The organism is Sphingobacterium lactis, from assembly GCF_011046555.1.
GTDB classification, from domain to species: Bacteria; Bacteroidota; Bacteroidia; order Sphingobacteriales; family Sphingobacteriaceae; genus Sphingobacterium; species Sphingobacterium lactis.
The window spans coordinates 870,978-896,240 of record NZ_CP049246.1 but is presented as its reverse complement, the minus strand read 5'-3'; the positions used below and the strand labels follow the sequence as shown (position 1 = coordinate 896,240).

25 protein-coding genes are annotated in these 25,263 nt (G+C 44.4%); 14 read left to right on the top strand and 11 right to left on the bottom strand.

Annotation, left to right across the window (positions count from 1 at the left end; translation table 11 throughout):
• Positions 1-1,144: 1,144 nt before the first annotated feature.
• The 3 genes from G6N79_RS03965 (at position 1,145) to G6N79_RS03955 (ending at position 3,937) form a co-directional block, all read left to right on the top strand.
• Complete coding sequence (locus G6N79_RS03965; RefSeq protein ID WP_103906698.1) at positions 1,145-1,507, top strand: BlaI/MecI/CopY family transcriptional regulator; 363 nt, start codon at positions 1,145-1,147, stop codon at positions 1,505-1,507.
• A 2-nt stretch (positions 1,508-1,509) separates the two neighbouring features.
• The gene (locus G6N79_RS03960) at positions 1,510-3,153 is read left to right on the top strand and encodes a M56 family metallopeptidase (RefSeq protein ID WP_103906683.1); all 1,644 of its coding nucleotides are present in this window, start codon (positions 1,510-1,512) and stop codon (positions 3,151-3,153) included.
• A gap of 160 nt (positions 3,154-3,313) precedes the next feature.
• Complete coding sequence (locus G6N79_RS03955) at positions 3,314-3,937, top strand: trimeric intracellular cation channel family protein (RefSeq protein ID WP_103906682.1); 624 nt, start codon at positions 3,314-3,316, stop codon at positions 3,935-3,937.
• Positions 3,938-3,949: 12 nt separating this feature from the next.
• Here the strand turns inward: G6N79_RS03955 and G6N79_RS03950 are convergent, their stop codons facing one another.
• Both G6N79_RS03950 and def read right to left on the bottom strand, forming a co-directional pair.
• Positions 3,950-5,020 carry a S41 family peptidase gene (locus G6N79_RS03950; RefSeq protein WP_103906681.1) on the bottom strand — a complete coding sequence of 357 codons (1,071 nt, stop codon included), beginning with the start codon at positions 5,018-5,020 and terminating at the stop codon, positions 3,950-3,952.
• A 78-nt stretch (positions 5,021-5,098) separates the two neighbouring features.
• Entirely contained in the window at positions 5,099-5,686 is a 588-nt protein-coding gene (def, locus tag G6N79_RS03945; RefSeq protein WP_103906680.1) for a peptide deformylase, read from the bottom strand.
• 79 nt (positions 5,687-5,765) lie between these two features.
• Here def and G6N79_RS03940 point away from each other — a divergent pair, with 79 nt between their 5' ends.
• From G6N79_RS03940 to miaA, 3 genes are read left to right on the top strand one after another with little or no spacing between them, the layout of a single operon-like run.
• Positions 5,766-6,539, top strand: a complete 774-nt coding sequence (locus tag G6N79_RS03940) for a hypothetical protein (RefSeq protein ID WP_103906679.1) — start codon at positions 5,766-5,768, stop codon at positions 6,537-6,539.
• Positions 6,540-6,592: 53 nt separating this feature from the next.
• On the top strand, positions 6,593-7,765 hold the full coding sequence (locus G6N79_RS03935; RefSeq protein WP_103906678.1) for a Gfo/Idh/MocA family protein: 1,173 nt from the start codon (positions 6,593-6,595) through the stop codon (positions 7,763-7,765).
• Complete coding sequence (gene miaA, locus G6N79_RS03930; protein WP_103906677.1) at positions 7,744-8,688, top strand: tRNA (adenosine(37)-N6)-dimethylallyltransferase MiaA; 945 nt, start codon at positions 7,744-7,746, stop codon at positions 8,686-8,688. Before G6N79_RS03935 ends, miaA begins: the two co-directional genes overlap by 22 nt.
• A 76-nt stretch (positions 8,689-8,764) precedes the next feature.
• Here the strand turns inward: miaA and G6N79_RS03925 are convergent, their stop codons facing one another.
• The 4 genes from G6N79_RS03925 to G6N79_RS03910 all read right to left on the bottom strand — a co-directional run bounded on the left by G6N79_RS03925 (position 8,765) and on the right by G6N79_RS03910 (position 12,999).
• A complete protein-coding gene (locus tag G6N79_RS03925) occupies positions 8,765-10,318 on the bottom strand; it encodes an Rne/Rng family ribonuclease (protein ID WP_103906676.1) in 1,554 nt (517 codons plus the stop codon).
• Positions 10,319-10,591: 273 nt separating this feature from the next.
• Entirely contained in the window at positions 10,592-11,440 is an 849-nt protein-coding gene (locus G6N79_RS03920) for a tetratricopeptide repeat protein (RefSeq protein WP_103906675.1), read from the bottom strand.
• A gap of 8 nt (positions 11,441-11,448) precedes the next feature.
• Positions 11,449-11,736: an HU family DNA-binding protein gene (locus G6N79_RS03915; protein WP_103906674.1), complete on the bottom strand. Its 288-nt coding sequence runs from the start codon at positions 11,734-11,736 to the stop codon at positions 11,449-11,451.
• 207 nt (positions 11,737-11,943) lie between these two features.
• Entirely contained in the window at positions 11,944-12,999 is a 1,056-nt protein-coding gene (locus G6N79_RS03910) for an aminotransferase class I/II-fold pyridoxal phosphate-dependent enzyme (RefSeq protein ID WP_103906673.1), read from the bottom strand.
• A 140-nt stretch (positions 13,000-13,139) separates the two neighbouring features.
• Here G6N79_RS03910 and G6N79_RS03905 point away from each other — a divergent pair, with 140 nt between their 5' ends.
• The 3 genes from G6N79_RS03905 to G6N79_RS03895 are packed head-to-tail and all read left to right on the top strand — an operon-like array spanning position 13,140 to position 15,544.
• A complete protein-coding gene (locus tag G6N79_RS03905) occupies positions 13,140-13,754 on the top strand; it encodes a hypothetical protein (RefSeq protein ID WP_103906672.1) in 615 nt (204 codons plus the stop codon).
• 9 nt (positions 13,755-13,763) lie between these two features.
• The gene (locus G6N79_RS03900) at positions 13,764-14,801 is read left to right on the top strand and encodes a sensor histidine kinase (protein WP_103906671.1); all 1,038 of its coding nucleotides are present in this window, start codon (positions 13,764-13,766) and stop codon (positions 14,799-14,801) included.
• The gene (locus G6N79_RS03895; protein WP_234993213.1) at positions 14,789-15,544 is read left to right on the top strand and encodes a LytR/AlgR family response regulator transcription factor; all 756 of its coding nucleotides are present in this window, start codon (positions 14,789-14,791) and stop codon (positions 15,542-15,544) included. Before G6N79_RS03900 ends, G6N79_RS03895 begins: the two co-directional genes overlap by 13 nt.
• A 15-nt stretch (positions 15,545-15,559) precedes the next feature.
• Here the strand turns inward: G6N79_RS03895 and G6N79_RS03890 are convergent, their stop codons facing one another.
• Positions 15,560-16,030, bottom strand: coding sequence for a hypothetical protein (locus G6N79_RS03890; protein ID WP_103906670.1), 471 nt, complete (start codon positions 16,028-16,030; stop codon positions 15,560-15,562).
• A 954-nt stretch (positions 16,031-16,984) separates the two neighbouring features.
• Here G6N79_RS03890 and G6N79_RS03885 point away from each other — a divergent pair.
• The gene (locus G6N79_RS03885) at positions 16,985-17,662 is read left to right on the top strand and encodes a hypothetical protein (RefSeq protein WP_146060635.1); all 678 of its coding nucleotides are present in this window, start codon (positions 16,985-16,987) and stop codon (positions 17,660-17,662) included.
• 65 nt (positions 17,663-17,727) lie between these two features.
• Here G6N79_RS03885 and G6N79_RS03880 read toward each other — a convergent pair whose 3' ends face one another.
• Positions 17,728-17,952 carry a hypothetical protein gene (locus tag G6N79_RS03880; RefSeq protein ID WP_103906668.1) on the bottom strand — a complete coding sequence of 75 codons (225 nt, stop codon included), beginning with the start codon at positions 17,950-17,952 and terminating at the stop codon, positions 17,728-17,730.
• Positions 17,953-18,207: 255 nt separating this feature from the next.
• Here G6N79_RS03880 and G6N79_RS03875 point away from each other — a divergent pair, with 255 nt between their 5' ends.
• Complete coding sequence (locus G6N79_RS03875) at positions 18,208-19,029, top strand: 2OG-Fe(II) oxygenase (protein WP_200818801.1); 822 nt, start codon at positions 18,208-18,210, stop codon at positions 19,027-19,029.
• Positions 19,030-19,127: 98 nt separating this feature from the next.
• Here G6N79_RS03875 and G6N79_RS03870 read toward each other — a convergent pair whose 3' ends face one another.
• Entirely contained in the window at positions 19,128-19,616 is a 489-nt protein-coding gene (locus tag G6N79_RS03870) for a hypothetical protein (protein WP_103906667.1), read from the bottom strand.
• 120 nt (positions 19,617-19,736) lie between these two features.
• Positions 19,737-21,212 (bottom strand): glycoside hydrolase family 130 protein, encoded by a 1,476-nt coding sequence (locus G6N79_RS03865; protein WP_103906666.1) that lies wholly within the window; start codon positions 21,210-21,212, stop codon positions 19,737-19,739.
• A gap of 178 nt (positions 21,213-21,390) precedes the next feature.
• Between G6N79_RS03865 and G6N79_RS03860 the strand changes: the two genes are divergently transcribed.
• The 3 genes from G6N79_RS03860 to G6N79_RS03850 all read left to right on the top strand — a co-directional run bounded on the left by G6N79_RS03860 (position 21,391) and on the right by G6N79_RS03850 (position 24,376).
• Positions 21,391-22,590 carry a glycosyltransferase family 4 protein gene (locus tag G6N79_RS03860; protein ID WP_103906665.1) on the top strand — a complete coding sequence of 400 codons (1,200 nt, stop codon included), beginning with the start codon at positions 21,391-21,393 and terminating at the stop codon, positions 22,588-22,590.
• Positions 22,530-23,702, top strand: coding sequence for a hypothetical protein (locus G6N79_RS03855; RefSeq protein ID WP_146060634.1), 1,173 nt, complete (start codon positions 22,530-22,532; stop codon positions 23,700-23,702). The genes G6N79_RS03860 and G6N79_RS03855 overlap by 61 nt, the downstream gene beginning before the upstream one ends.
• Before the next feature lie 329 nt (positions 23,703-24,031).
• Positions 24,032-24,376, top strand: coding sequence for a DUF2845 domain-containing protein (locus G6N79_RS03850; protein WP_103906663.1), 345 nt, complete (start codon positions 24,032-24,034; stop codon positions 24,374-24,376).
• Positions 24,377-24,573: 197 nt separating this feature from the next.
• Here the strand turns inward: G6N79_RS03850 and G6N79_RS03845 are convergent, their stop codons facing one another.
• Positions 24,574-24,822: a hypothetical protein gene (locus tag G6N79_RS03845; RefSeq protein ID WP_103906662.1), complete on the bottom strand. Its 249-nt coding sequence runs from the start codon at positions 24,820-24,822 to the stop codon at positions 24,574-24,576.
• Positions 24,823-25,263 lie beyond the last annotated feature (441 nt).

The window sequence follows — 25,263 nt, the reverse complement described above, 5'->3', positions numbered from 1 at the left end:
ACCCGCCGCCCACAACAAAAGACGTGCGCCAGCGGTCCCGTCGGAGAAACCCAGTCAGCGTCTCCCCTCCCATATTATATTAAGCGCTTAATATCCTCCCCATCAGAAATATATTCCCTATATTCATTCCGGCGGCTGCCATTTCCGCGGCCACCATCCCCGGTTGCCAGATCCATGGCAAAACCCCCTCTTCATAAAAAGATCCGCAACCCCACCACGCTCTCGCATTGTCCATTCCGCAAAACGGGCACGGCCCCTGTTGCCATTTTCCAAATCCCATACCGGTGCAGGATCCCGATTGCAGCTTCCCTGGACCTTGTCCGAGGTGCATCCGACATGCGTCCGTGGTGCTACCGAGGTGAGAGCGTCCCATGGACTCGCTCTCACCACGCTCTCGGTACGCTCTCACCACGCTCTCACCTCGGACAAGGTCCAGGCAGGTAATGCGGGTAAAAAAAGGAGAATTTAGGGCAGAATCGCCGTTCCTCGTGCGCAGGACGAGATTTTCGGCCGAAAAGCAGAATGCAGGTTAAGCGTTTATATCGGGTTTTTGGTCGGTGCGATTACCGCAACCGACGGAAAAGGCGGGAAAAGGGATGTCTGGGGGATTTCGGGGCGATGGACCTCCATCCGTCACGCAACCCCAGAGGGGTTGAGCTATTTTAGCAGTGCGCCTACACATCCCCAAAGCCCGACCGCCCCGTTTTTTGGTTTGCTGAAGCAAACCAAAAAACGGGGCGGTCGGGCAATCTTAACCTAATCACCAGCGCTAAAATAGTTGCACCCCTCCGGGGTTACGTGGCGCCAATCAGTTGAAATCACAGGGACATGTGCGGGTCTTCTCGGCTGGGCCGGTGTTTAGGGCACAAGTGCGCCAGCGATTCCGTCGGAGGGATCGGGTCGGAAACGGGGCAACCGACGGTTGGCTGGATATCTATCCGCCATGCAACCCCAGAGGGGTTGAACTATTTTAGCACCGCCACCACGCAGCCCACTGCAAAAGAAGTGAGCCAGCACCCAGCCACCCTTCCTATCTCATATCTCAATACTCACATCTCAAATCTATTTTCAAAAACATTTGCATTATACGAAAAGCTTCGTATATTTGAATACGAAATCATTCGTAGATACTAATTTCAACATTATGAAACCAACGGATAGCGAATTGGAAATCTTACAGGTCCTATGGGACCGCGGAGACAGCAGTGTTCGGGAAGTATTCGAAACACTGGACAAAAAGGATGTCGGCTATACGACCATTCTGAAGTTGATGCAGATCATGCACGATAAAGGAATGGTGGATCGTGATACCTCCGCCAGGACACATATATATCGTGCAAAATTGGTCAAGGAGGAAATCCAGGAGAAGATGCTCGATAAAATGATCGATGCCGTGTATAATGGTTCGACTTCGCGACTGGTGATGCAGGCCCTGGGCAATGAGCGGGCCAGCAAGGCGGAATTGGATGAGATCAAAGCTTTTCTGAAAACCCTAGAAAACGAATAGCCATGGAAACAACTGCTATACATATAGGTACTGCCCTAGGCTGGGGCATTATCCACTCGATTTGGCAGGCCGCCATTTGGTATATTATATATTGCCTGATGAATGTTGCCCTGAAGAATCGATCCGCAGCAACCAAGCACAACCTGGCTTTCGCCATGCAGGTCGGCATCATGGTCAGCTTCATGGCAACCTTCTGCTATTTCTTCGAGCGACTGATTCAGGAGCCCACCTTCCACGGATTTGAAAATGGAATAGCGGCAAACCAGCTGATCCAATTGGAACAGAACCCACTGCAGATCGAACGCTTTATACCTTATATCGTCCTGATCTACGTCATTGGTATGTTCTTCCAGATAGGATTGCTCATTCAGAGTATCCTGAAAATGCGGCAGATCAGGTTTAAAGGATTGGAAGGCATTTCGCTGGAATGGTCTGAACTGTTCAGGACTGCACGGCAGAAACTCAACATCCCCGAAGGGGTACAATTGTTCCTGTCCACGAAGATCGATGTGCCCCTGACTTTGGGTCATCTGAAGCCATTTGTCCTCTTTCCGATTGCCTATGCCAATAAAATGGACATCAACCAGGTGGAAGCCATCCTGCTGCATGAACTTGCCCACGTGAAACGTCGGGATTACCTGATCAACCTCATCAAGGTATGCATTGAGACTTTGATGTTCTTCAATCCGTTCGTCTGGGCGCTCTCCAAAGTAATCGAGCGGGAACGTGAGCATGCCTGCGATGATCTGGTGCTACAGCATATCACGAAACCGATCACTTACGCTCAGGCTCTGATGGAATTGGAAGAATTGCGCATGGCGATGCGTCCGAAGTTGGCCATGGCAGCAACCGGAAAAAGAAATCACCTATTGAACAGAATAAAAAGAATTACCAAAATGGAAACGAATTACAAAAACGTAAAACCGCAGCTTGCCGCATTGCTATTGAGCGGCGCCGCATTGGTCGGCCTGAGCTTTATTATCCCAGGCACTGACACCTATGACCAAAAAAGCACTACCCTGGAAAACAGCCAGGTTATCAGCACGGTAACCAGTACCGAGAGCATGACCGTGGCACCAAAACCACTTCAGCATCCTGCTGCACCGAAGAATCAACAATTGGCTATTCCGGCAGCACCTGCACCACTTGCCAACCAAGACACGACCGTATTACCTGCTGAGGTAAAGGCGACCATCAAGAATGTGCAGGCCGAGGCCGAAAAAATCCAGGCGTATTACCAATCTCCAGAATGGAAGGCTAAGATTGCCGAAATCGAAAAGAATGCCGCTAAAGTACAAGAACAATTCACTTCTGCGGAGTGGAAAGCCAAGGTCGAGGCGATGGAAAAATCAGGCAAGGATGTTTCCGCATATTTCGAATCCGACGAATGGAAAAAGCAAATGGCTAGCATCGAAAAGGAAACCGCTAAGATCCAGGAACATTTTGACTCTCCGGAATGGAAAGAAAAAATGGCCAAGATAACGGAAGAAACCAAGAAGGTAACCGCTTATTTCGAAAGTCCGGAATGGAAGGAAAAAGTTAAGAAATGGTCAGATATGCATGATGATCCGGAGTTCAAGAAGATAAACGAAAAATACCATCAGGAGGTGCAGGATTTGATGCATAAAAAATCCAAAGCACAATAAAATCTTTGTTAAACATATTTGTTTCGTTGTTTAGTTTTTTAGTTAAGGTCTCCGCCAGGAGGCCTTTTTTCATACAGATTGAAATTATAGCATAATCGGAAATAGTTTTTCAGGATTCTCATATCTAATCCCTATACTTGCAAGAGAAAAATATATCCAAATGGAGTTAATCTATTACATTGATTTATTGGGTACAATGGTTTTCGCCATTTCCGGTGCGATGGCTGCCAATCGATACGGTATCGATGTTTTCGGGGCTACGTTCATGGGATTTGTGACAGCCATTGGCGGGGGATCGCTTCGGGATGTGTTCCTGAACATCCGTCCGGTATGGGTAGAGGACGGCAATTACCTAATTGCCATTCTGATCGGGGTGACCATCTCCATCCTATTCAATAAAAGACTGGATAATTTCGCGCGGACGCTGTTCCTGTTTGACGCCATCGGTATCGGGTTCTTTACCGTTGTAGGGGTCGAAAAATCACTGGCCTATGAAAGCAGCGCTATTTCTGCCGTGATGTTGGGGATGTTCTCAGCTTGTATGGGCGGGGTGATCCGTGACGTCCTGATGAACGTTACACCTTTGATCCTTCGCAAGGAAATCTATGCCTCGGCCTGTCTTGCAGGGGCAATCACCTATGTTCTGCTCAGCCTGACCAAAATCAGTCCGGATCTGAACGCATTTATCAGTGTAGTGGTTGTGTTCGGCATCCGCTTTCTTGCCGTACGTTATAATTTCAGCCTTCCCAGTGTAGAGGAAGTGGAAACAAAGGATAACACTTAATACAGTCTATATTTACTCTAAACTTTCCAGAACCATAATCGCTTTTTGTAGAAAGACGTCCTTATTGGCTTTTACATAGGCAAGGCGCTGTTGAAAGTTCTTCAGATCGGCCGGCATCTTGATGTCCACAGGAATATCGGGATCAACACCTTCACCGATGGCGTATGTCTTTCCGGTGCGGTCATGTAGTAATTCGGTCATTAGATTCAGGTAGTATCCTCCTCCTATGGCAAATACGGAATTGCTAGAGGTTAATCCAGAGGTTTTGTTCCCCACCAATGTCACATTTTTCTGCCCTTTGAAATGAACTGCAGTAATTTCGCCTGAACTTCCCGTAATATTGGAGATCAGCACGATGATCGGGATATCGTGGTGCTGTATCGGCTTGGCCTGTACAGAATCAATTCCTATGGTTCGGGCTTCTAAGCTATTATCGATATACAAGCCATTCGATGGTACCTTAAAAGGATTCTCCAGGACATCATTCCCATGTACATCCTTTTTGCCGTTAGCAAATGAAAATGTCTGCACGGTATCGATCAAATAATGGAAGGGATAAATCATGGGGTGATAACTACCGCCATCGTTTTCGGTCAGGTCAATGATCCAGGCTTTGGGGTTTTGGCTATCGAGATGGGCAATCTGTTTTTGCAGCGTATCGATTGTCCGCTTGTGCTCTAACGCAACACCCGGCACATTGATATAGGCGTACTTCCCTTCAATCATGCGGTGCTGAAAGTTTCGCGGTGGCATTCCGGCCTGTTCGTAGGTCGTGGTCGCAATCAATTTCAACAAGGCAAGCTCATCCTCCTTTTCATCCGTCTGGAACACATTCGAATGATGGTCCTTTAGACCTTTGACAACCTGACGAAGCACCGGAAGCAGCGAATCCGTCGCCGTCATATCTTGAACTTTCAATTTTGTTTCCTTGCGCAATTGTTCAAAATCCATGTTCTGCTGCATATAGGAATGAGCTGCCAGGGTATCCACAAAACGGTCAACAATTTCTTCAACGGCTTTTTGCTGCGCCATGGAAGACAGGAAGAATAGACAGCACCATAGGGAGGCAACGAATTTACGCATGGTTCAATTTATGTACCCTAAAATAGAAATTAAAATAAAAAAAGCCACATTTTCATGTGGCTTTGGTTATCGATATGCTTATCTTTTCTTCTTGAGCTGTGGGAAACTCATCTTGTAAGCCACCCGAACCTGCCCTTTGGAAATATTATCCAGTTTCCCCTTTAGCATGGCCTTTTTCAAGGGCCCCAATTTGTCGATAAAGAGCTTGCCTTCAATATGGTCGTATTCATGCTGCACCACACGTGCGGCCAATCCTGTCAACTCCTCTTCCTGCTCCTCAAAGTTCTCATCCAAATAATTGATGATTACATTCTCTTGGCGCATCACTTCTTCATTGATGTGCGGAATGCTCAGGCATCCTTCGGAAAACGCCCATTTATCACCACTTTCCTCAACAAGGATCGGGTTGATGAATACCCGTTTAAAATCTTTTGCGCTTGGATCGCCCGGTCCGTCCTCATCGTCCTCCCCAAAAGGACTTGCGTCAATGACGAACAGGCGTATCGGCAATCCGATCTGTGGTGCCGCCAGACCTACGCCGTTTGCGGCGTACATGGTCTCGAACATATTGTCGATCAACTCTTTCAATCCAGCGTAATCCTCATCGATCTCCTCGGTCTTTTGGCGCAAAACCGGGTCGCCATATGCTACTATAGGTAATTTCATTTGTTTCTATTTTCGCTACAAAGGTATTAATAATTTGGGATTGCGGGGTAATTCAGCTGAATTGCCGTAATTTTAGGGCATGAAAGACGAGGGGATCTCCCGGATGGTGGAATTTATCGAATCCGAACTGCAGTGTCGGTTCACGCTAGAACGGCGTGAGCAAGCTGCCGTTTTCCGGTTGCCCGATTTGCCATTCGACCTCTATCTGGATGCAACAGCACCTTGGGAGGCCACGGGTGTCACCGACCGTCGGAATTCCATTTTCCTTTTTTCGGAACAACTGGATAGGGATTTCCCGAAAATAGGCAGACGCTTGAAGGTCCTCGCTGGCCATGCGCAGCGCCTGTATGCGCGGCAGACGGTTTTGGCACGGATCGATAAGCGACAGGCCATGGAATTTCAGCAGGAACATCACCTGCAGGTTGCCCTTCCGGGAAAATACCGATATGGCCTCTTCCACAATGGGGAACTGGTATCCATTGCCATATTCAGTGCCGGTCGCAACATGCGCGACCTTGGACCGGACTACCGATCGTTTGAGCTGATCCGATTCTGCCATAAATCCGACATACTTGTCATTGGTGGACTTTCCAAGCTTATCCACGGTTTTGCGGCGGATTTCCACCCACAGGACATCATGACCTATGTCGATCGGGCCTGGTCCCAGGACTCTTCGCTGAAGCGTATCGGCTTTCAGGAAGTTGGGATTCTGGAAGGTGGCCTAGTGTGGTTGACTGCGGATCGGCAGATCCCCTTGACAGACCCTAACCAACTGGCCAGCATACGCCTAGCACATCCCGAGGGGTACCTGCTTGCGCAGTTTGGCAGCACAAAATTGCGACTTACTCTTTAGAAGCAGGGTAAAATCATTATATTTAAACTTTAATCAATCGAAATTTAATCCTTATGAAACGCAAACTACGGATGGGCATGGTCGGTGGCGGCAATGATGCCTTTATTGGCGCTGTGCACCGAATCGCCGCCTTTATGGATGGTAAAATAGAATTGGTATGTGGATCTTTCAGTGTAAATAGAGAGGTATCGTTGGCTTCCGGTCGCGATCTTTTTGTGCCTGAAGAGCGCATTTATGAAACGTATCAGGAAATGATCGCCAAGGAAGCTACACTTCCCGAAGGCGAACGCATGGACTTTGTCACGATCGTGACGCCAAACTTCCTACATTTCGAACCTGCCAAGCTGGCCTTGGAGAATGGATTTGACGTTGTTGTGGAGAAGCCGATGACGGTAACCTTGGAAGAAGCTCAAGAATTGAAAGCCATTGTGGACCGTACCGGTCGTACGCTATGCCTGACGCACACTTACTCGGGCTACCCGATGGTGAAACAGGCTAAAGCAATGGTTAAGGAAGGTCATTTTGGGAAGATCCGCAAAATCATCGTTGAATATCCACAGGGATGGTTGAGCCGTTTGACGGAGCGTGAGGGGAATTCCGGCGCAGCATGGCGTACAGATCCGAAGAAATCGGGAAAATCATTGGCCATGGGCGATATCGGAACGCATGCGGCACACTTGGCGGAATACGTGACTGGATTACGCATTGAAGAGGTATGTGCTGACTTGACCACTTTCGTGGAAGGTCGCCAGCTGGATGATGATGGATCCGTATTGTTACGTTTTACAGATGGAGCGAAAGGCGTACTTTCTGCTTCACAGATCTGTGCCGGAGAAGAGAATGCCGTTCGCATTCGCGTGTATGGTGAAAAAGGTGGTGTGGAATGGGCGAATGAGGACCCGAACAACCTGATCGTTAAAATGTTGGATCAGCCTCGCCAATACTACCGCACCGGAAATGCTTATGCAGCACCTTATACCCTAAGCTCTTTCGCAACGCACAACACCCGAATTCCTGCCGGACACCCGGAAGGTCTATTGGAATCCTTTGCCAATATTTACCGGAACTTTGCCCTGACCGTATCGGCAAAGATGGAAGGCAAAACGCCGACACCGGAACAATTGGATTTTCCAAATGTAGAAGACGGTGTACGTGGCATGGCCTTTATCGACACCGTCGTAAAAAGCAATACAAGCACGGAAAAATGGACGAAATTCGTCATCTAAAGCGATTTAAAGATCTGCTGAATAGTATTGATCAGGCGAAAGAACATCTTTCGCCTGATTTTCTTTTGGTCATCCTGGGCCCTACGGCATCCGGAAAGACCAAGCTTGCCGTACGCCTCGCCAAAGCCCTGGACGGGGAGATTATATCGGTTGATTCCCGGCAGGTCTATCGCGGGCTTGATATCGGCACGGGTAAGGACCTCCACGAATATGATGATATTCCCTACCACCTGATCGATATCCGGAATCCAGAAGAAACCTATACCGTAAAAGATTTCAAGGCAGATTTTGCTCAGGCCTATACAACGATCCATACACGCGGGAAGCAAGCCATCCTCTGCGGAGGAACCGGTTCCTATATCCAATCGATTCTTCAGGAACAACCCTATAGCCACATCCCCAAAGATGGCGCATTCCATCAGGCACATGAAGCCTGGACGCGAGAGGAATTGCTGGAAGCAATTGGACAACATTCCGTTCCCCCAGATTTCCACATCGATACCAACAGCCATAAACGGTTGATCCGGGCGTTGGAGATCGTGGAATACCTGCAACACAATCCCATGCCGGAAGTACCAGCGCCCCTGGTGAAGGACTACCTCATCGTAGGCTTGGACCCCGATCTGGAAACGAGACGAAAACGAATAGATACCCGATTGAGCGAAAGGCTCCAAGCGGGTTTTATTGAGGAAGTGAAGGATTTACTGGAAATGGGGATATCCCATGAACAATTGCAATGGTTCGGGCTGGAGTATAAATATGCCTCCTATTTTCTTTTGGGTAAACTATCGGAAGCGGAATTCCTGGCCAAACTGACCACCGAGATCCATCGGTTTGCCAAGCGGCAGATGACCTATTTCCGGAAGATGGAAAAGGATGGCATCACCATCCATTGGTTAGCCAAGGGGTTTACGGAAGATTGATGGACAGAAATCAACGAAACAGTATAGCGATAAGAAACAAAAAAGGCAACCTGTTGGGGTTGCCTTTTCTGTTTTATTACAATTTGATTTCTTCTTCCTTGGCGTTAAAGAAATGGAATTCGGTCAGGTAGTAGGAGCTCATTTCCTTGACTTTAATCCATTTGCCATATTTAAAGAACCATTTCATTCTTCTGGAAATAAATCCTGCTTTGATATAAGCAGCGATGTACGGGTGCACACATAGGGTTACACCGACTTCATTTTGTTCCTGTAGAATAAAACTCAAATTATTCTCAATATCATCCAATAATACGATGCTGGATCTTATTTCGCCAGTTCCGTCGCATGCGGGACATTTTTCATTCGTCACGATGCTCATTTCTGGTCGTACCCGTTGTCTAGTGATCTGTACTAATCCAAATTTACTAGGGGGCAATATGGTATGTCTGGCTCTGTCGCTGGCCATACATTCCTTTAAGAATCCGTATAATTCCTTCCGATTAGGGGCTTTATGCATATCGATAAAATCGATCACGACGATTCCGCCCATATCCCGCAGCCGAAGCTGTCGGGCAATTTCTTTTGCAGCTTCCTTGTTGACAAGGAGTGCGTTATCCTCTTGATTTTCTTTGTTGGCGATCCTGTTCCCGCTGTTGACATCGATTACGTGAAGTGCTTCAGTATGTTCGATGACCAGGTATGCTCCCCCCTGCAGGTTCACAGTCTTGCCAAAGGATGCCTTAATTTGCTTTTCGACTCCAAAATGATCGAATATGGGTTCTTTTCCTTTGTAGAACTTCACGATCTTCTCCAGATCCGGAGATATCTCTTGGATGTACGATTTTACTTCCTCAAAAATCTCATTATCATTTACGTAGATATGTGTAAATTCATCGGTGAGGATGTCCCGCAGAATGGTAGAAGCTCTATCCATTTCTCCGAGCACTTTTTGGGGAGGTTCAGCTGTTTTAAGGCGTTTGGTAAACAATTCCCATTTTGAAATAAGGTCCAGCAGGTCTTTTTGGAGTTCATCGACTCCCTTTCCTTCGGATACTGTACGGATGATAACGCCGAAATTTGCGGGTTTAATACTTTCCACAATTTTCTTGAGTCTGTTCCGTTCAGCGCTGCCTTTAATTTTCTTGGAAATAGATACCGAACTTGAAAATGGTACCAATACTACAAACCTGCCCGCAATGGATAAGTCAGAACTTAGGCGCGGGCCTTTTGTGGAGATAGGCTCTTTGGCTATCTGCACGGGTAGTAGCATGTTTCGGCTTAAAACATCGGATATTTTTCCAGCCTTGTCAATGTCCTTTTCAAGTTTCAAACTATTGAGCAGTTTTTCTTGATAACTGCCATTCTTTACTACCCTTGTTAATTTGCTCAAGGATTGCACTTGTGGTCCGAGATCGAGGTAATGGAGGAAGGCATCTTTTTCATAGCCTACATCCACGAAAGCGGCATTCAGCCCGGGCATGATTTTCTTGACTCTTCCGAGGTAGATATCGCCTACGGCATAATGGTTGCCTGCTTGTTCCCGATTTAACTCAACAAGTTGTTTGTCCTGTAGTAAAGCAATAGTCACCCCCTTTTCGGGGACTGAATCGATAATTAATTCCTTTACCAACAGCTACTCAATTAAGGACAGCTATGGACTCGCTCCATAACTTTTGGTGTCCGGTTAAACATAAAACCGTTTCTTGAAAAAAAACAATCTATGATGCGGTAAGCGATCATAGATTGTTTCCACTTTAAAAAGCGTTAGCGAACTAACTATTTTTTCTTGTGTCTATTTTTTCTTAAACGTTTTTTACGTTTGTGAGTAGCCATTTTGTGTCTTTTTCTTTTTTTTCCGCTTGGCATAGCTTTAATGTTTTTAAATGATTCTAAAATGTGTTAATTACTTACTTAGTTCTTCAACCTTACGATCGATGAACTGGGAGAGACTCGGATCGGCAGCCAATTCCTTTGCTTTCTGGAAAGCAGCGATAGCTTCGTTCTTCATCCCTATATTTTCATAGCCCGTTGCTAAGTAGAAATACGACTCAGCATCCGGTTTCTGCTCAATGACAGTCTTGAAACGATCGATTGCGCGATCAAACTGCCTGGACTGCAAGGAGAATAAACCCAATGTCTTGTTGGCTTCCAAGTTCTTTGGATCGGCTTGCACCACCTCACGGAGGATCGCAATACCGGCCATTGGATTGTTGGTACCCGTCACCATTGCAGCACCTAAACCTGTCTTGGCCGCTAAGTTAGCGCCATCAAGGTCTACGGCCTTCTGGAAAACGTCAATCGCTTTTTTATTGAGGGCAACAGCCAACGTACTGTCCTGTAGATTGGTGTATCCTTTACGGAAGTGATCTCCAGCTTTCAGGAAATACGTCAGATTCTTGGGTGCCAATTTAGACATTTCTTCGTAAACATAAGCCTGAGGAACGTTTTTTTCCACATCATTCCACTTATCAGCCAGTTGCTGATACAGGTTGAGCTTCTCTTCGCCCTCTGCTTCTTCTACTTTTTTCTCTAAATCGGTAATCTCTTGTGCAATCGCTGGGTTCAATCCGCGTTTGCCCGCCTCGGATACGGTGGCTAAAGTGAATTGTGGTGCAGAAGCTTCTGTGCCAGAGGCTTCTGCAGTTTCATCCACTTTGGTTACCAAGCCTTTTACAGGTCGTAAGAATAGGAAGCCCATTACCAGGACTACGGCTACAATAACGATGATCTGAATTTGCTTGGTGTTTTTCATAAAATGAATTATTTCTTATTTCCGTTCTTTACTTTCTCTACAAAAACTTTTGCAGGTTTAAAGCTAGGCACGTAGTGCTCAGGAATAATGATAGCTGTATTTTTTGAAATGTTACGTGCTGTTTTCTCCGCTCTCTTCTTCACCACAAAACTTCCAAAACCTCTTACGTAAACATTCTCGCCGCTGATCATAGCGTTCTTAACAACTTTAAAAAATGCTTCAACGGTTTCTTGAACGTCAACCTTCTCTAAACCAGTCTTGTTAGAGATTTCTGCAATAATTTCTGCTTTAGTCATATCTATTTTTACTCTAATTAATCTATACCCTAAGCTTAACAGCCCGTTTGGGGATGCAAAAGTATCTTTTTAAAATGAGTAATGGAAATCTTTTTATGTTTTTTTAAATTCCAAACCACTATCATTCAATGATTTAGTAGCTTACTCCCCAATTTTACACTTCAAAAGGCTTGCAAAGCTACAATTATTTTGTTGACAATCAAAGTTTTAATACTTTTCCGACAACAAAATTTCTCCTAGGTGACGAATATCATCGTCCGTATGACTTGCGGACACAATAATACGATTTAACAATGGACTTTCCGGCAGGGGGTATGGAAAACTTGACACCAAGATGTTCTTCTGGATCAGGTGCCTATAGAGATGTGGCGCACTGGAACTGAAAACCGGGAAATGCGGCAGGCTATGGATTGGTAACTCCTTCAGATACGGACGTAACAGATCTGCATTGGCCTGCATCCGATAAAACGCCTGTTCGTAGATATCCTGTCCATGCAATAGGGCATAGACCCCTCCCGGTGAGGATGGTGATGCGCCTGTAAAGATAGGGTGCTGCCTCATGGAATCGGCCGCCGTGGAGTCAGAAAGAATGATGCCTGCGTCCGTACCCAAGCCTTTCGCTAAGGAAGCAACCACAACAACATCTATATGTCCATCACGAAGCGCAGAGACATCCACTGTCGCACTGTTCAACTTCATAACACCCAATCCGTGCGAATCATCCAGAACAAGGGTGATTTTCTTCTTGGCCGACACCTGCAACAGCGCCGTATAATCATACAGTTGCGGCGTCAGGTTATCGATTGCGTTTCCGATGACCAGATATTCTTCGGCTGCTCCCCCGTTGATTTCCGCTACGGCCCGTTCAAGCCATTCGGCAAATGTGCCACCGACCATCGGGTTGTCGTCCAACCATAGCGAGGGATGGGTATCGGGGGCATACAGCACCTGCCTACCCTTGGCCAATTGCCGGACCGCCAACTGGGCCGCCAGGTAACCACTGGAAACCAAAATGGATTCATCAAATCCGAAGCGTTTGGCCAGCTGTTGTTCTGCCTGTTCATAGATGCCCAATTGCACATTATTGGTGCGGGACGTCCCGTTGTTCAAACCCAATGCATCCATTCCTTCTTTGTATAAGGAAATGTAGGCCGGGTTGTTCAGCAAGCCCAAGTAAGCTGTGCCGCCAAAAAACAAATAATATTGTCCGTGCTGATGAATGAGTCTTCCTGTGGTTTGGTTAAGGTTACGAAAAGAGGTCATGGTACATGTTATGTATACAAAGGTACAAAAACCTTTCTAACTCCACATTTAACGGTTCATCCCCTTTTATCAACAGTTCATCCGAAAGAATCTGAAAACCATCTGCCAAAAGGAGATATTTATAAAAAAAAGAACACATCATGAAAACACTACTTATCACACTCATCATGTTCACTTCCTTGGGCTGTTTTGCACAGACCAATTATGAAAAATCCATGGGCCAGGCCCTGAACATGTGGCAATCTGGAAAAGCAAAAGAGGCGGCGGTTGAATTCGAAAAGATTGCCGCTGCGGAAAAAGGAAATTGGATTCCGAAGTATTACCAAGCGCTGACCCTGATCAGCAGCTCCTTTTACATACAGGACGAAACCGAAAAAGCCAATGCCCTGGCAAAGATCAATACCCTATTCCCTACGGACACGAAGGATTTGAATGCCGAATGGCTCATCCTGAAAGGCCTTGCCGGAACATCGGACCTCATCTCCGACCCCATGACCAAGGCAATGACCCTTACTCCGGAAATTATGGGCTATTATGAGGCCGCCCTGCAGCTGGAGCCGAACAACCCAAGGGCAATCGTGAGTTTGGCAGAGTTCAACATCAATTCCAAAAGATTTACCGGTGGGGATACCAAAGCCGAATGCGAAAGCCTAACAAAAGCATTACCTTTATTTGCTGCCGAAAAGAACAAAACACCGTTCTATCCTACCTGGGGAAAGGAAAGGGCTGAAACTTTATTAAAAGACTGTAAATAACCCAAAGCGATGCGGACATTTCTAACGACCATTATTTACGCCATACTATTCAGTGTAGTCATCTACTCCTGCATTGCGGCCGTTTATCTGTTTCAACATGGCCGTTTGGAAATGTCCTTTATTCAAGCACCACAGTCAGTCGCTGGTTTTGCCTATGGCATATTCCTGTACCTGTTGGGTGTGGCGATTGGCAAATCCCTGGGTTACTTCTATCCACAATTGTCCCCACTGAAACGAATCCTGATCTATTCTGCAGCAGTGGTGGTATTGGTTCCAGTGACCATCTTTCTTATTCATCTATCCATACATGTGCTGTGGTTCCGCGAACCCTTTTCCGAATTCCTAAGGACTGAATCATGGATGAGCTATGTTCCATTAACGATTCTTTCGCTTTCCATAGGATTGGTCTTCCATGCGTTCTATTACTATAAAGCCTATAAAAACGAGCAGATTGCCAAGCAACAACAGATTGCGGGTAAAGCCATTGCGCAACTGGAATCTCTTAAGAATCAAATTGACGCCCATTTCCTGTTCAACAGCTTGAACGTGCTGATTGGACTCATCGAAGAAGATCAAAAGAAAGCAATTTCTTACACCCGGTCCCTTTCCACGATCTACCGGTATATCCTAGAACACAAGGACCAAGATACCGTGCTGATCCAAGATGAGATTTCCTTTACGAAAAATTACGTTGGCCTGCTCAAGTTACGCTTTGAGGAGGCGATTCAACTGGATATTGCCAACAACCCCGAATTGGAACAGGGCTACACCGTGCCGCTGGCGCTCCAACTCCTGTTGGAAAATTGCATTCAGCACAACAAGGCTTCGGAAGAAGAACCCTTACAGATTTCAATTTATTTTGAGGATGGACACCTCGTCGTACAGAACAACCTGCAGGAAAAGCAACATAATCACCGATCCACGAAGCTTGGATTGGCGAATATCCGGGATCGGTATAGGCTGGTGAGCAAAAAAGAAATCGAAGTTTCGAAAACCAACACCCATTTTACCGTAAAATTACCCATATTAAGCGAATGGAAGAGATAAGGATATTGATCATTGAAGATGAAAAACCGGCAGCGAGATCGTTGAGCCGCAAATTGGAAGGGTTGGGCTATCCTGTCATGGATATGCTCCATTCGGTAAAGCAGGCAAAACAATGGTTCACCGAAAACAAGCATCCCGACCTCATCTTCCTCGATATACAACTTTCCGATGGACTTTCCTTTGAGATCTTCGAGGACATCGAAATCAAGAGTGCCATCATTTTCACGACTGCCTACGATGATTATGCGATAAAAGCATTTAAATTGAACAGCATCGATTACCTGCTGAAACCTGTTGATGAGGAAGAGCTGGTATTTGCCCTCGAGAAATTCAAGGAATGGCATACACAGCGACCGGCCTTGGATTATCAGCAATTGAAGACCTTTTTAACAGGCGGTGAAACCAATTACCGGGAAAGGTTGAGCACAAAAGTCGGCCAAAACATCAAAATCCTGACGGTAAAGGATATCGTTTGCTTCTTTTCAGAAAATAAGGGAACATACGCGTACACCGCGGCCAATGACACCAATCTTTTGGACCAAACGCTGGAAGAGCTGGAAAACACATTAGATCCGCACACTTTCTTCCGTATCAGCCGGAGGTATATCATCAATATCCACTGCATCAAACAGATCCATGTGCACTCTACCTCCAGATTGCGCATCCAACTTCAGCATTATCCCGGCACGGAAGTCATTGTCAGCAGGGAGCGTGTCGGCGACTTCAAGAAATGGCTGGGCTAGCTAGAAAATATGGAACTAGTACAGATGGAATTTCAGGGGGATATTCAAGCCGACCCCGAAAGTAAATCCATCAATTGGCTTAAAATCCTTTTTGGTATTGATGTCAAATCCGTATCCTGCGGAAAGCTCCAAGATGGAGAACACACTGATGCCGGCTTTAGCAGTAGCTGTATGCGGAGTGATTTCCCCTTTCACAAATGGCCAAACCGCAACATTATTCAGGTAATAGGTCACCCCAAGTTCAGGGATGACGGTTGTTCCATCCATCATCCAGGTGAAATTCGCTCCTCCATCAATCTTGATGTATTGCGATTGATTCGGCGCAAACAACCCCCATGCCGAAGCCTTCAGGAAGCTCCCACTTTGATATTGGTAACCTATGGAAGGGCCAAAGATCCAACCATCCGCCTTTTTAGGACGATCCTGACCGAATAGCGTCACAAATTGGGACATGAAAAGGAGCAACAAGGGAATGATTTTACGCATACGAGCTAATAAATTTAACAATTATATAATATACAATAAGTAGTCCAAAATTAAAGAATTTTAGATGCAAATTATTGCAGGTCAACACGAAAAAAAAAGAGATCAAATTGACGATAAATAAGCCCATTTAACACGAAAACAGTAATTCGGAGGGATATTTTTTAAAATTTTTTAAAAAATTTTAAATTTTTATTCCAATTATCACTTCGCAACCTAATTCAGTAACCTATTACGACTCAATAAATTACTGACACATTTCAATCGCCTGTTATAACATATACGTTATTACACATAATTATCTGATAATCAGCTCAAACTAAATCGTATAATCGTGCGTTATACTCTTAACACGCCTAAAATCCATGGTTTCACACGCCATGGTAACTATTAATAAAAATTGAAAATTAATTATGAAAATTATTACCGAAAAAAGGACCGAGATGTCTCAATCTCATCCGCTGTGTCCGCATTGTAGAGATGCGTATCTGTATTCCAGGGTTAGAAGACCTTGGTGGGTTAAATCATTTTTATTTTTTCTACCCTTGAGGTGTTATTCTTGCAGCCAATGCAGCAAGATGTCCTATATTATCAAGGATAGAAGCGAAAGAATGCATTCGCCTGCCACGAGATGATCAGTTAAGTTGAAAAAACACTTACCATTAATTATTCCCTATTGGGAACTTGGAAACACTCCGGAAGACAAAATCTTCCGGAGTGTTTTTTGTAACAATCCGCCCTATCCCTACCATCAAGCCTACTTTCGAATTTCATTTCCTTAAAATCGACACCAATAGTGCATTTAATTATTCTATAATTTAAATATTAAATTACCAATATCGGTTAATATGTCGTGCTGCCACTACAAAAACAATTAATTGCCGTTTAACCTTATTATAAAAGATTTGCATGTTATACCTTTAATTCCTAATTAACAACTCAATAGTCAACATCTATATGAAACAACTTATTGCTTTAATGTTGGGACTGCTAATAACCGGTTCTGCATTTAGTCAGACAGGATCAACAAATTCTGAAACAAAGGCAACTACACAAGTAATTAAACGCGGGGAATTCAACGACTGGTTCTTCGGTGTGAATGGTGGCGCCCAGGTATTTTTCGGGGACCACGATAAACAGATGGATTTCGGAGACCGCATTACGGGGAAATTCCAAATCTATGGCGGTAAATGGCTGAACGAAAGCTTTGGTATCCGCGCTGGTGTTAATGGATGGAAGATCAAGGGATTGACTCAAACACACATGTACAGCACCGGAGAGGTATATGATGCTTCCCAATGGTTAGAAACACAGAAGTTCAATTATTTCAATGTACATGCCGATTTGATGTTCCACTGGTTCAATGATGCCGATGGCCAGAACCTGAACAGATTCTACAACATTATTCCGTACGCCGGAATTGGTCTTGCCGTGGTTACCAACGATCCAGGATCTGTGAAATTCAGCCCGAACTTAGGTCTATTGCAGACTTTCCGTTTGACGGACAAGTTGGATCTTACAGTCGATGTAATGGGAAATATTATGGGTGATGGTTTCGATGGAGAGATCGGTAATCGGAATTACGAAGGTTCATTATCTACGATGATAGGTATCCAATATAATCTGCGTAAATAAGATTTTCTTTTTTTAGTTCCTAAAGGGAAGGGTCCCCAAACCGGGGATACCTTCCTTTTCTTTTTTTATGCTTTTCGGCCACCACCGCGCAACAACGCGACCAATAGCAGGATAAATACCGCTCCTCCAACTACCCAAACCCACGGCTTGGTGAATAAGCCAGCATCATCGCCCTTATCGATATCCACATTGATATCCAACCCTTTTTCCTGTGCAAAGGATTGGACCGAAAGAAATAAAAAGGTCAATAATGCCAATGGACCCATTTTAATAAGCATGTTACTTTTCATATTTGGTAATTTTAGTTTCAATTGAGATTAATAACAATAGCCAGCTATAAATGTTTGAACAGGCGATAATTTTTAGCCGCCCATAATCCACCTCCCATCACCTGAATCTTCGTAGCATAAAAGCGACATAACTTTTAAAATTCGCAACTTTCGAAGATAAAATGTTGAAATCAAGGAATTTTGTTTGAAATTTGTAACCGGAATCACACAGTTCCCAGCAACACACACACACACTAACGTTAAATATTATCCATTATGAATCCCTATCTGAGTTCATCAAATCAGGATTTGATGCTCTTGGCCAAACAGCTTAGAGAGAAATATCTCGCTGCCCAACCATTCCCCAGCATTCATATCCCCAACTTTTTTAATGAAGCGTATCTTACGGAAGTCTTGGCCGAATTTCCAGATCTCGCAAAGAACAACAGCATCCGGTATCACGATCCCTTACAGAAGAAGTTTGCCGGCAATGGTGAAGAGCTTTTCGGACCAAAGACCAAGGCTTTGATGCATTACCTAAACTCCGAGCCTTTCCTCCAATTTATCAACGCCATAACCGGAATTGAGGAGCAACTCCATGGTGATGCCTATTTCTCTGGTGCCGGACTGCATGAAATTAAGCCCGGAGGCTTATTGAAGGTACATGCAGATTTCAACAAGCATCCCGTGACGAATCTGGATAGACGGGTGAACTTCATCATTTATTTGAATAAGGATTGGAAAGAAGAATACGGCGGTCACTTTGAACTGTGGGACCGCGACATGAATAGCTGTGTCAATAAATTTACCCCCCATTTCAATTCCATCGCTATGTTCTCCACCACTTCGGTTTCCTATCATGGTCATCCGAATGAGCTTACCTGCCCTGCCGACCGCTCCAGAAAGTCCTTGGCACTTTACTACTATTCCAATGGCAGACCCGCAGAAGAGCATGTTGTTATTCCAGAGGGCCACAATTCCATCTTTGTGAAAAGGCAGGGGTCAAACGAAGACAGCAAGGATTGGGAGAATTTTGACAAGAATTCCCGCAAGAAGTCCCTCGCAAGAAGGGTTTACCATAAATTTTTCAAACGCTAACAAAATTAGATCGGGCATACCCGAACCACCCAGGCATAAAAAAGCCCAAGCTCGGTAATACTACCAGAACTTGGGCCTATGTTTGTTATCCTATTTTTCTAGAACTTGAAGTTCACGCCAATATTTGCGGCGCCAAAATTCACATCGCTGGAAACAGCACGGTATCCACCAAACACTTCAAAGCGATCACGCTGATAGCCGACTTTTGGCAAATAATAGAAACCTCCCGCATCTTCTCCACCACTTGTCGTGAAAGCATACCCTAAATCCGCACCTACAAAGAGATTAGGCGTTACGGAAAACTGGCCCGAAGCAGCTACAGGAACGTAGTTTAAATCCACGAAATCATTATCCTTAAATTCCGACTTCACGAAGAAATTCTGAAAACCCGAAGCCACACCCACATGTAGGCTTGGCGCAACAGGCCACATATAGGCCACATCAGCACCTAAGGTAAAGGAGGAAAGGTCTGCAACATCACCCGTAGGAATACCCACATTCACACCTGCTTTGAAGTGTGGTCCAGATTGTGCATACGCTCCTGCTCCCATCAGTAACAGTGCGCCTATCATTAACATTCTTTTCATGATAAATTGTTTTTTATTAATAGTCTGTTCCCATTTTCACAAATATCAAACCATAAACGCTATCGACAAAAAAGGTGTTTAAACGACTTTCCATAGATGTTTCTAAATCAATGGATTAATTTATTCCGGCGACTCACCCAATAAGGTCGACAACAATTCATCCAAGCAGATGGTAGAATAGGTGGATTCATGGTCAGAATATGCATAAGGCAATATCAGGTGATTGTTATGAATAATTTGCCCACACGAATACAGCACATTGGGCACATAGCCATTGCGTTCTTCCTCATTCGCAAACAACAAAGGCTCGGCAAGTTTACCCAACACTTTTGTTGGATCATTTAGGTCCAGCAACATCGCTCCGATGACATATTCCCGCATCGGCCCCACGGAATGGGTAATCACCAACCATCCTTTCTCCGTTTCCAATGGCGAACCACAGTTTCCGACCTGGATGAACTCGTAAGGGTATTCCGGCTCGGCAACCAGGTGGACCTCATCGTGCCAGTTGATCAGGCTATCCGAAAAGGCCACATAGCTGTTCTCTCCATCCACACGGCACAACATGGCGTACTTGCCATTCACCTTCCGAGGGAACAGCGCAGCACCCTTGTTCGCGATCTTTCCGTTGATCGGCTGTATCTTGAAATTGATGAAATCCTTCGTGGAGATTAATTTGGGCAGGATGGAATGCCCGTCATACGCGGTATAGGTCGCATAGTAGGTCTCCTTCCCATTGGAGCTGCGGAACTTAACGAAACGCGCATCCTCGATCCCATTCTTTTCGGTGTCACTGAATGGAAAGATCACCCGTTCGGAAATGGAGGTATCCAGGGAGTAGCTGATCTCATAATGTGAAGATGCCAGCCAACGGATCTGCTTCATGATGATCTCTCCCTCATGCGTAATCTCGTTCTCTTCTTCGATTTCTGCCACAAAACGGATCAGCTCATCGTAAATAAAGGAATCCGTGAACTTCTTCTCGATAACCTCCAATAGATCCTCATCTAGGTTGTGCAATTGTTGCAGTTTCTGCAGAAATTCCTCTTTTTTATAACGGGTATTGGTAACATTCTTTGGCTTATCCAACAAAATCCCCACCTCATCGAGCTGAATGTTCAGGTGTTTATCGATAATCCCTGACCGAAAGACCAACGAGGACAAATGCCCCTCGCCCACAGCGCGAAAACTTAAGATAACGCGACGCTCTTCGTCATGGGTCTGTGATTGATCGGGCGAGAAAACGATCGATGGGTTGAAATAGGCTGCGGCCTCAATAGAATACTCCATTGTGAAATAGGAACCTATCAATAGTTTTTCCACATCGCTCAGCTTCTGTTTATCGATCTTCATTTCCTTGAGCTCCGGTTCCTTCATTTTAAAGTTACGCTCTAGCACCTGGATGATGCTGCGATGCCGGCGGGCATAATTCCTTAAGATCTGGGTGATCAAACTTTTCTGCCGCTCCTCGGATAGGCTCAGAACCCGTTCGATAATCTTCTTGGACCTCTCGGGCGACAGATTGAACCGTCGCGCCAACACCCTGTCCAACTTGGGCTTGAAAAATATATTCTTACGCGTGACCGTGATTCCCATAGTATTCCTTTTATGTTTTAATTACAACTTTTTTAATAACCCGAGAAATCCCGACTTGTTTACAAATTGTCATCTTTAATTTGTTACAATACCAAAACGAACAATTTATGGCTATCAACTGTTCCTATTGCACAACACTATCTATCTAAGATCAGTTTAACAAAAAGCAAAAGGATATATGAAAGTTTTAATCATTGGAACCTACATGCCTAGAAAGTGTGGTATTGCCACCTTTACGCATGATCTGTACCAGTCTCTCGCAGACCACTCAAATGATGTTGACATCATTGCAATTTCTGATGGTTCGGAAAATTCATTCCCTCCCGAAGTGAAGCATACAATCGTGCGCGACAATAAGGCGACTTATACGACCGCAGCAGATTGGGCAAATAAACAAAATTACGACTGCTGCATCCTGCAGCATGAGTTCGGTATCTTCGGAGGCGATGCGGGGAATTTTATTCTGGATTTCATGCAGCACGTACAGATGCCCACGATTACAAACCTCCATACGATCCTGCAAAAACCAAATCTCGAAGAGTTCAAGGTGATTCAAACCTTGGCGACCCTGAGCGATAGAATCACCGTGATGACCAAACGTGGCGTGGACATGATGAAGGAAGTATATGGTCTTACGGCGGATGACATGGAGCTGATTCCCCATGGGGTTCCTGATTTCAAGATCAGCAGCAAGGAAGCGAAAGCCCGCTTAGGACTCGAGGATAAAAAGGTGATGCTGTCCTTCGGATTACTCGGCAGGAACAAAGGCTACGAAGTGGCCATTGATGCCCTGTCCAAAATTGAAGATGACGATTTTATCTATATCATCCTTGGTGCCACCCACCCCAATGTTTTGAAGGTGGAAGGTGAAAGCTACAAGAATAGCCTAATCAGCCAGGCCGGAAAGCTTAACCTCTCGGGGAAGCTATTCTTCGTCGACCACTTCGTGAGTGATGAAATGCTTCAGGTCTACCTGAAAGCCTGTGATATGTATGTGACGCCGTATCCGAATGAAAACCAGATGAGCAGTGGAACGCTTTCCTTTGCGCTGGGTGCCGGTGCTGCCGTACTGTCAACCCCGTATTGGTATGCTAAGGACCTTCTTGCAGACAACAGGGGTTGTCTATTCGACTTCAACGATTCGGATGGATTGGCTAAAATCATCGACAATCTACTGAAGGATCCAAAATTGATGCAATCCTACCGGGATAATGCCGCCAACTTCGGCAAGAGCATGTCGTGGTACAATGTCGGAAAGTCCCATCTGAAACTGATCTCGTCTTTGGTGAGTACAAAGCCCAAAGTGAAACAGTTGAAATGGGAAAGTGCCTTGAAATTCTTACCGGCAGGGAAGACAAGAAACCTCATTTCATCATAGATCGTGGAGGCCATCGTTTGAAAGGAAGCAAAAATATGAGGGACTTAAGGGAATTTTTTAAGGATGTTCCCCAAGTCGATTGGGGATACCTGGAGCGGTTCAGCACCCAAACAGGAATTTTTCAGCACGGAAAATTCAATATCCCCAATTACCACCACGGCTACTGCCTGGATGATAATTGCCGTGCTTTGCTGTTACTTTTGATGGCGGATACGGAAGGAGAACCCATTGACAGCAGACTCCTATCAACCTACCTGGCTTTTATCCTGTATGCGCAGGAAGAGAAGGGTTGGTTCCGCAACTTCATGTCCTACGACCTGCAATTCCTGGAATCCATCGGATCGGAAGATAGCATGGGCCGCACCATGTGGACCCTGGGTTACCTTCTTTCGAAGAAACGATTTTCCCAATTCCATGACGTTACACGCGAGATTTTCGATCGTGCCATCCATCATGTGCAGAGCAGCCGCTCCATTCGTGCAGTAGCCTATAATACCCTGGGCATCCTGCATTTCCTGGAAGCCAATCCCAAAGAGAAGTTCCACCAGAAGTTGCTCAAGACCCTGGTGCAGTTTATCATGAAGGAATACAAAAGCTGCAGACGCGAAAATTGGCACTGGTACGAAGAGATCATTTCCTACGATAATGCCATCATCCCATTGGCATTGTTACGGGCGGCAAAAATGTTGAAAAACAAAGAAATAGCCGACATCGCCCTGGAAAGCGTGATTTTCTTGGATAAAATATTATTTCGCCATGGACACTTATCCACAATTGGCAACAACGGCTGGTACCGCATCGGCCACCCCATTAGCGAATTTGGCCAGCAACCCATTGAGGTCGCCAGCATCATTATGCTCTACGAAGAACTTAAGCAATACCAAACGGCAATTGATTGTTCCGAAAGGATCCGCACGGCGTTTCTCTGGTTTTTAGGCAAGAATGATAAAAAATTAGGCCTATTCAATTTTGAACAAATGGCCTGCTACGATGGCCTCGATGAACACGGCATCAATAAAAATCAAGGTGCCGAAAGTAATATTTCTTTCTGGATGGCGTACTTAAGTGCCAAAAAAGAATGGAAATCGCCGGGGGTGGAGCGGTATAGTTAGGGGGTATAGTGGATGTGTTTTTAGCGTGCGATGAGGTCTCCAAGGTTACCGCAATGAATACCCAAAATCAACAATATCTTCAGAAGATATAGTCTTTACATATTCAACGTCACTTACGCTAAACCTACTGCCCTGTCTACAAGAAGTAAAATCCCTAAAATAGTTGCTTGGAAAAGGACATCATAACATTATTAAAATTTAATTCAAAAGCCATGTTAGTTTGTTTTGAATAAAAATTTATCCTAATAAAATAATTATGTATTTTTGTTCATGAATTAGAGATTCTATGAAATAGACTATTAACAAACTACAACCATTTTATTAAAACTATGAAACAAACTTTTTTTGCATTAGCACTTTTTACAGTGATCATCTTTATTACTAGTTGTGCAACACAAACTACTCTTTCCAACAAGGTCAGTTTGGGGATGACCAAAGAACAGGTGATAAAAACTGCGGGAAAACCTTTTAAACGTTCCGCAAAATATGATAAAGAAGAAAATCTACAAGAGATTCTTTATTACAAAGAAAAAACTTGGGATGATGGGGGATGGTCTTGGAGCACGACAACTACGAACCACTTGTTTGTGTTTAAAAATAACAAACTCGTTGCCATCGAGCAAGGAGATGAAGAGCACAACAAACAAAGTTATAACACCCATTTCGTTTGGTAGAAATAAGTGAATCAGATTAAATAGTAATCCGTAATGGTTTTTAACCATAAAAATCAAACCCTCTAACTTGATGAAAGTTAGAGGGTTCTTATTAGAGAATACAATTCAATAGGTATCATTTGCCAACCTCATAGATCTTGCATTTCAAAAATATTAATTATACTTATTTACCACAGCTTTTGCGTAAAACATTCATCCTAATTCAAGTTTCTTTTCTTTATTTCTTGCTCAATATTCTTTATATCACTTGAATTTTTAACCAATAAAAAGACAAAAAACAATGGAAAGAAGGTGAAAAAGCCAATCCCCTTATTTATTGTGCTATAAACAGCTATTCCTACCAAAAACCCGATCAAAACCGCAGAAATAATTTGGCTTGATTTTGCTTTCTTTTTTCTCCCTAACAATTCCTCATCTGTTAGAAGATTTAAATTACTTTCACTCATTTAATGCGCAATATTTGATGAAATCTCTGTTAAAATTATTATGAATGCAATATAGGAAATAGCATTCATGTAATTATGTTAGGTTGAAGTTTTTGAAACAATACAAGTAGGAATTGTGAAAGGTAAAACAAGAATGGATTGGCTGATTTTTATGAGGTATAATAATCCTTGGATGGACTAATTTTTTATGTTGTGTAGGTTTCTCCCAAGTTCCTCTCACAGCAATTTCGTTCTAGGTAATTTCGCACGGTATTTTTATTAACTAATTGATCTTTTGGAGAGCTGATTGCCATAAAGCCATTTTTTTATTGGACTACGGTTTACCGTATTTATTATTGATTATCTCGTTTTACTTTTGAAAGCGTTAACTATTATTTGTCCCACGCTTCTTATTTGATAACCATTCTACTTAACACCAATTGATTATTTGAATTATTCCTA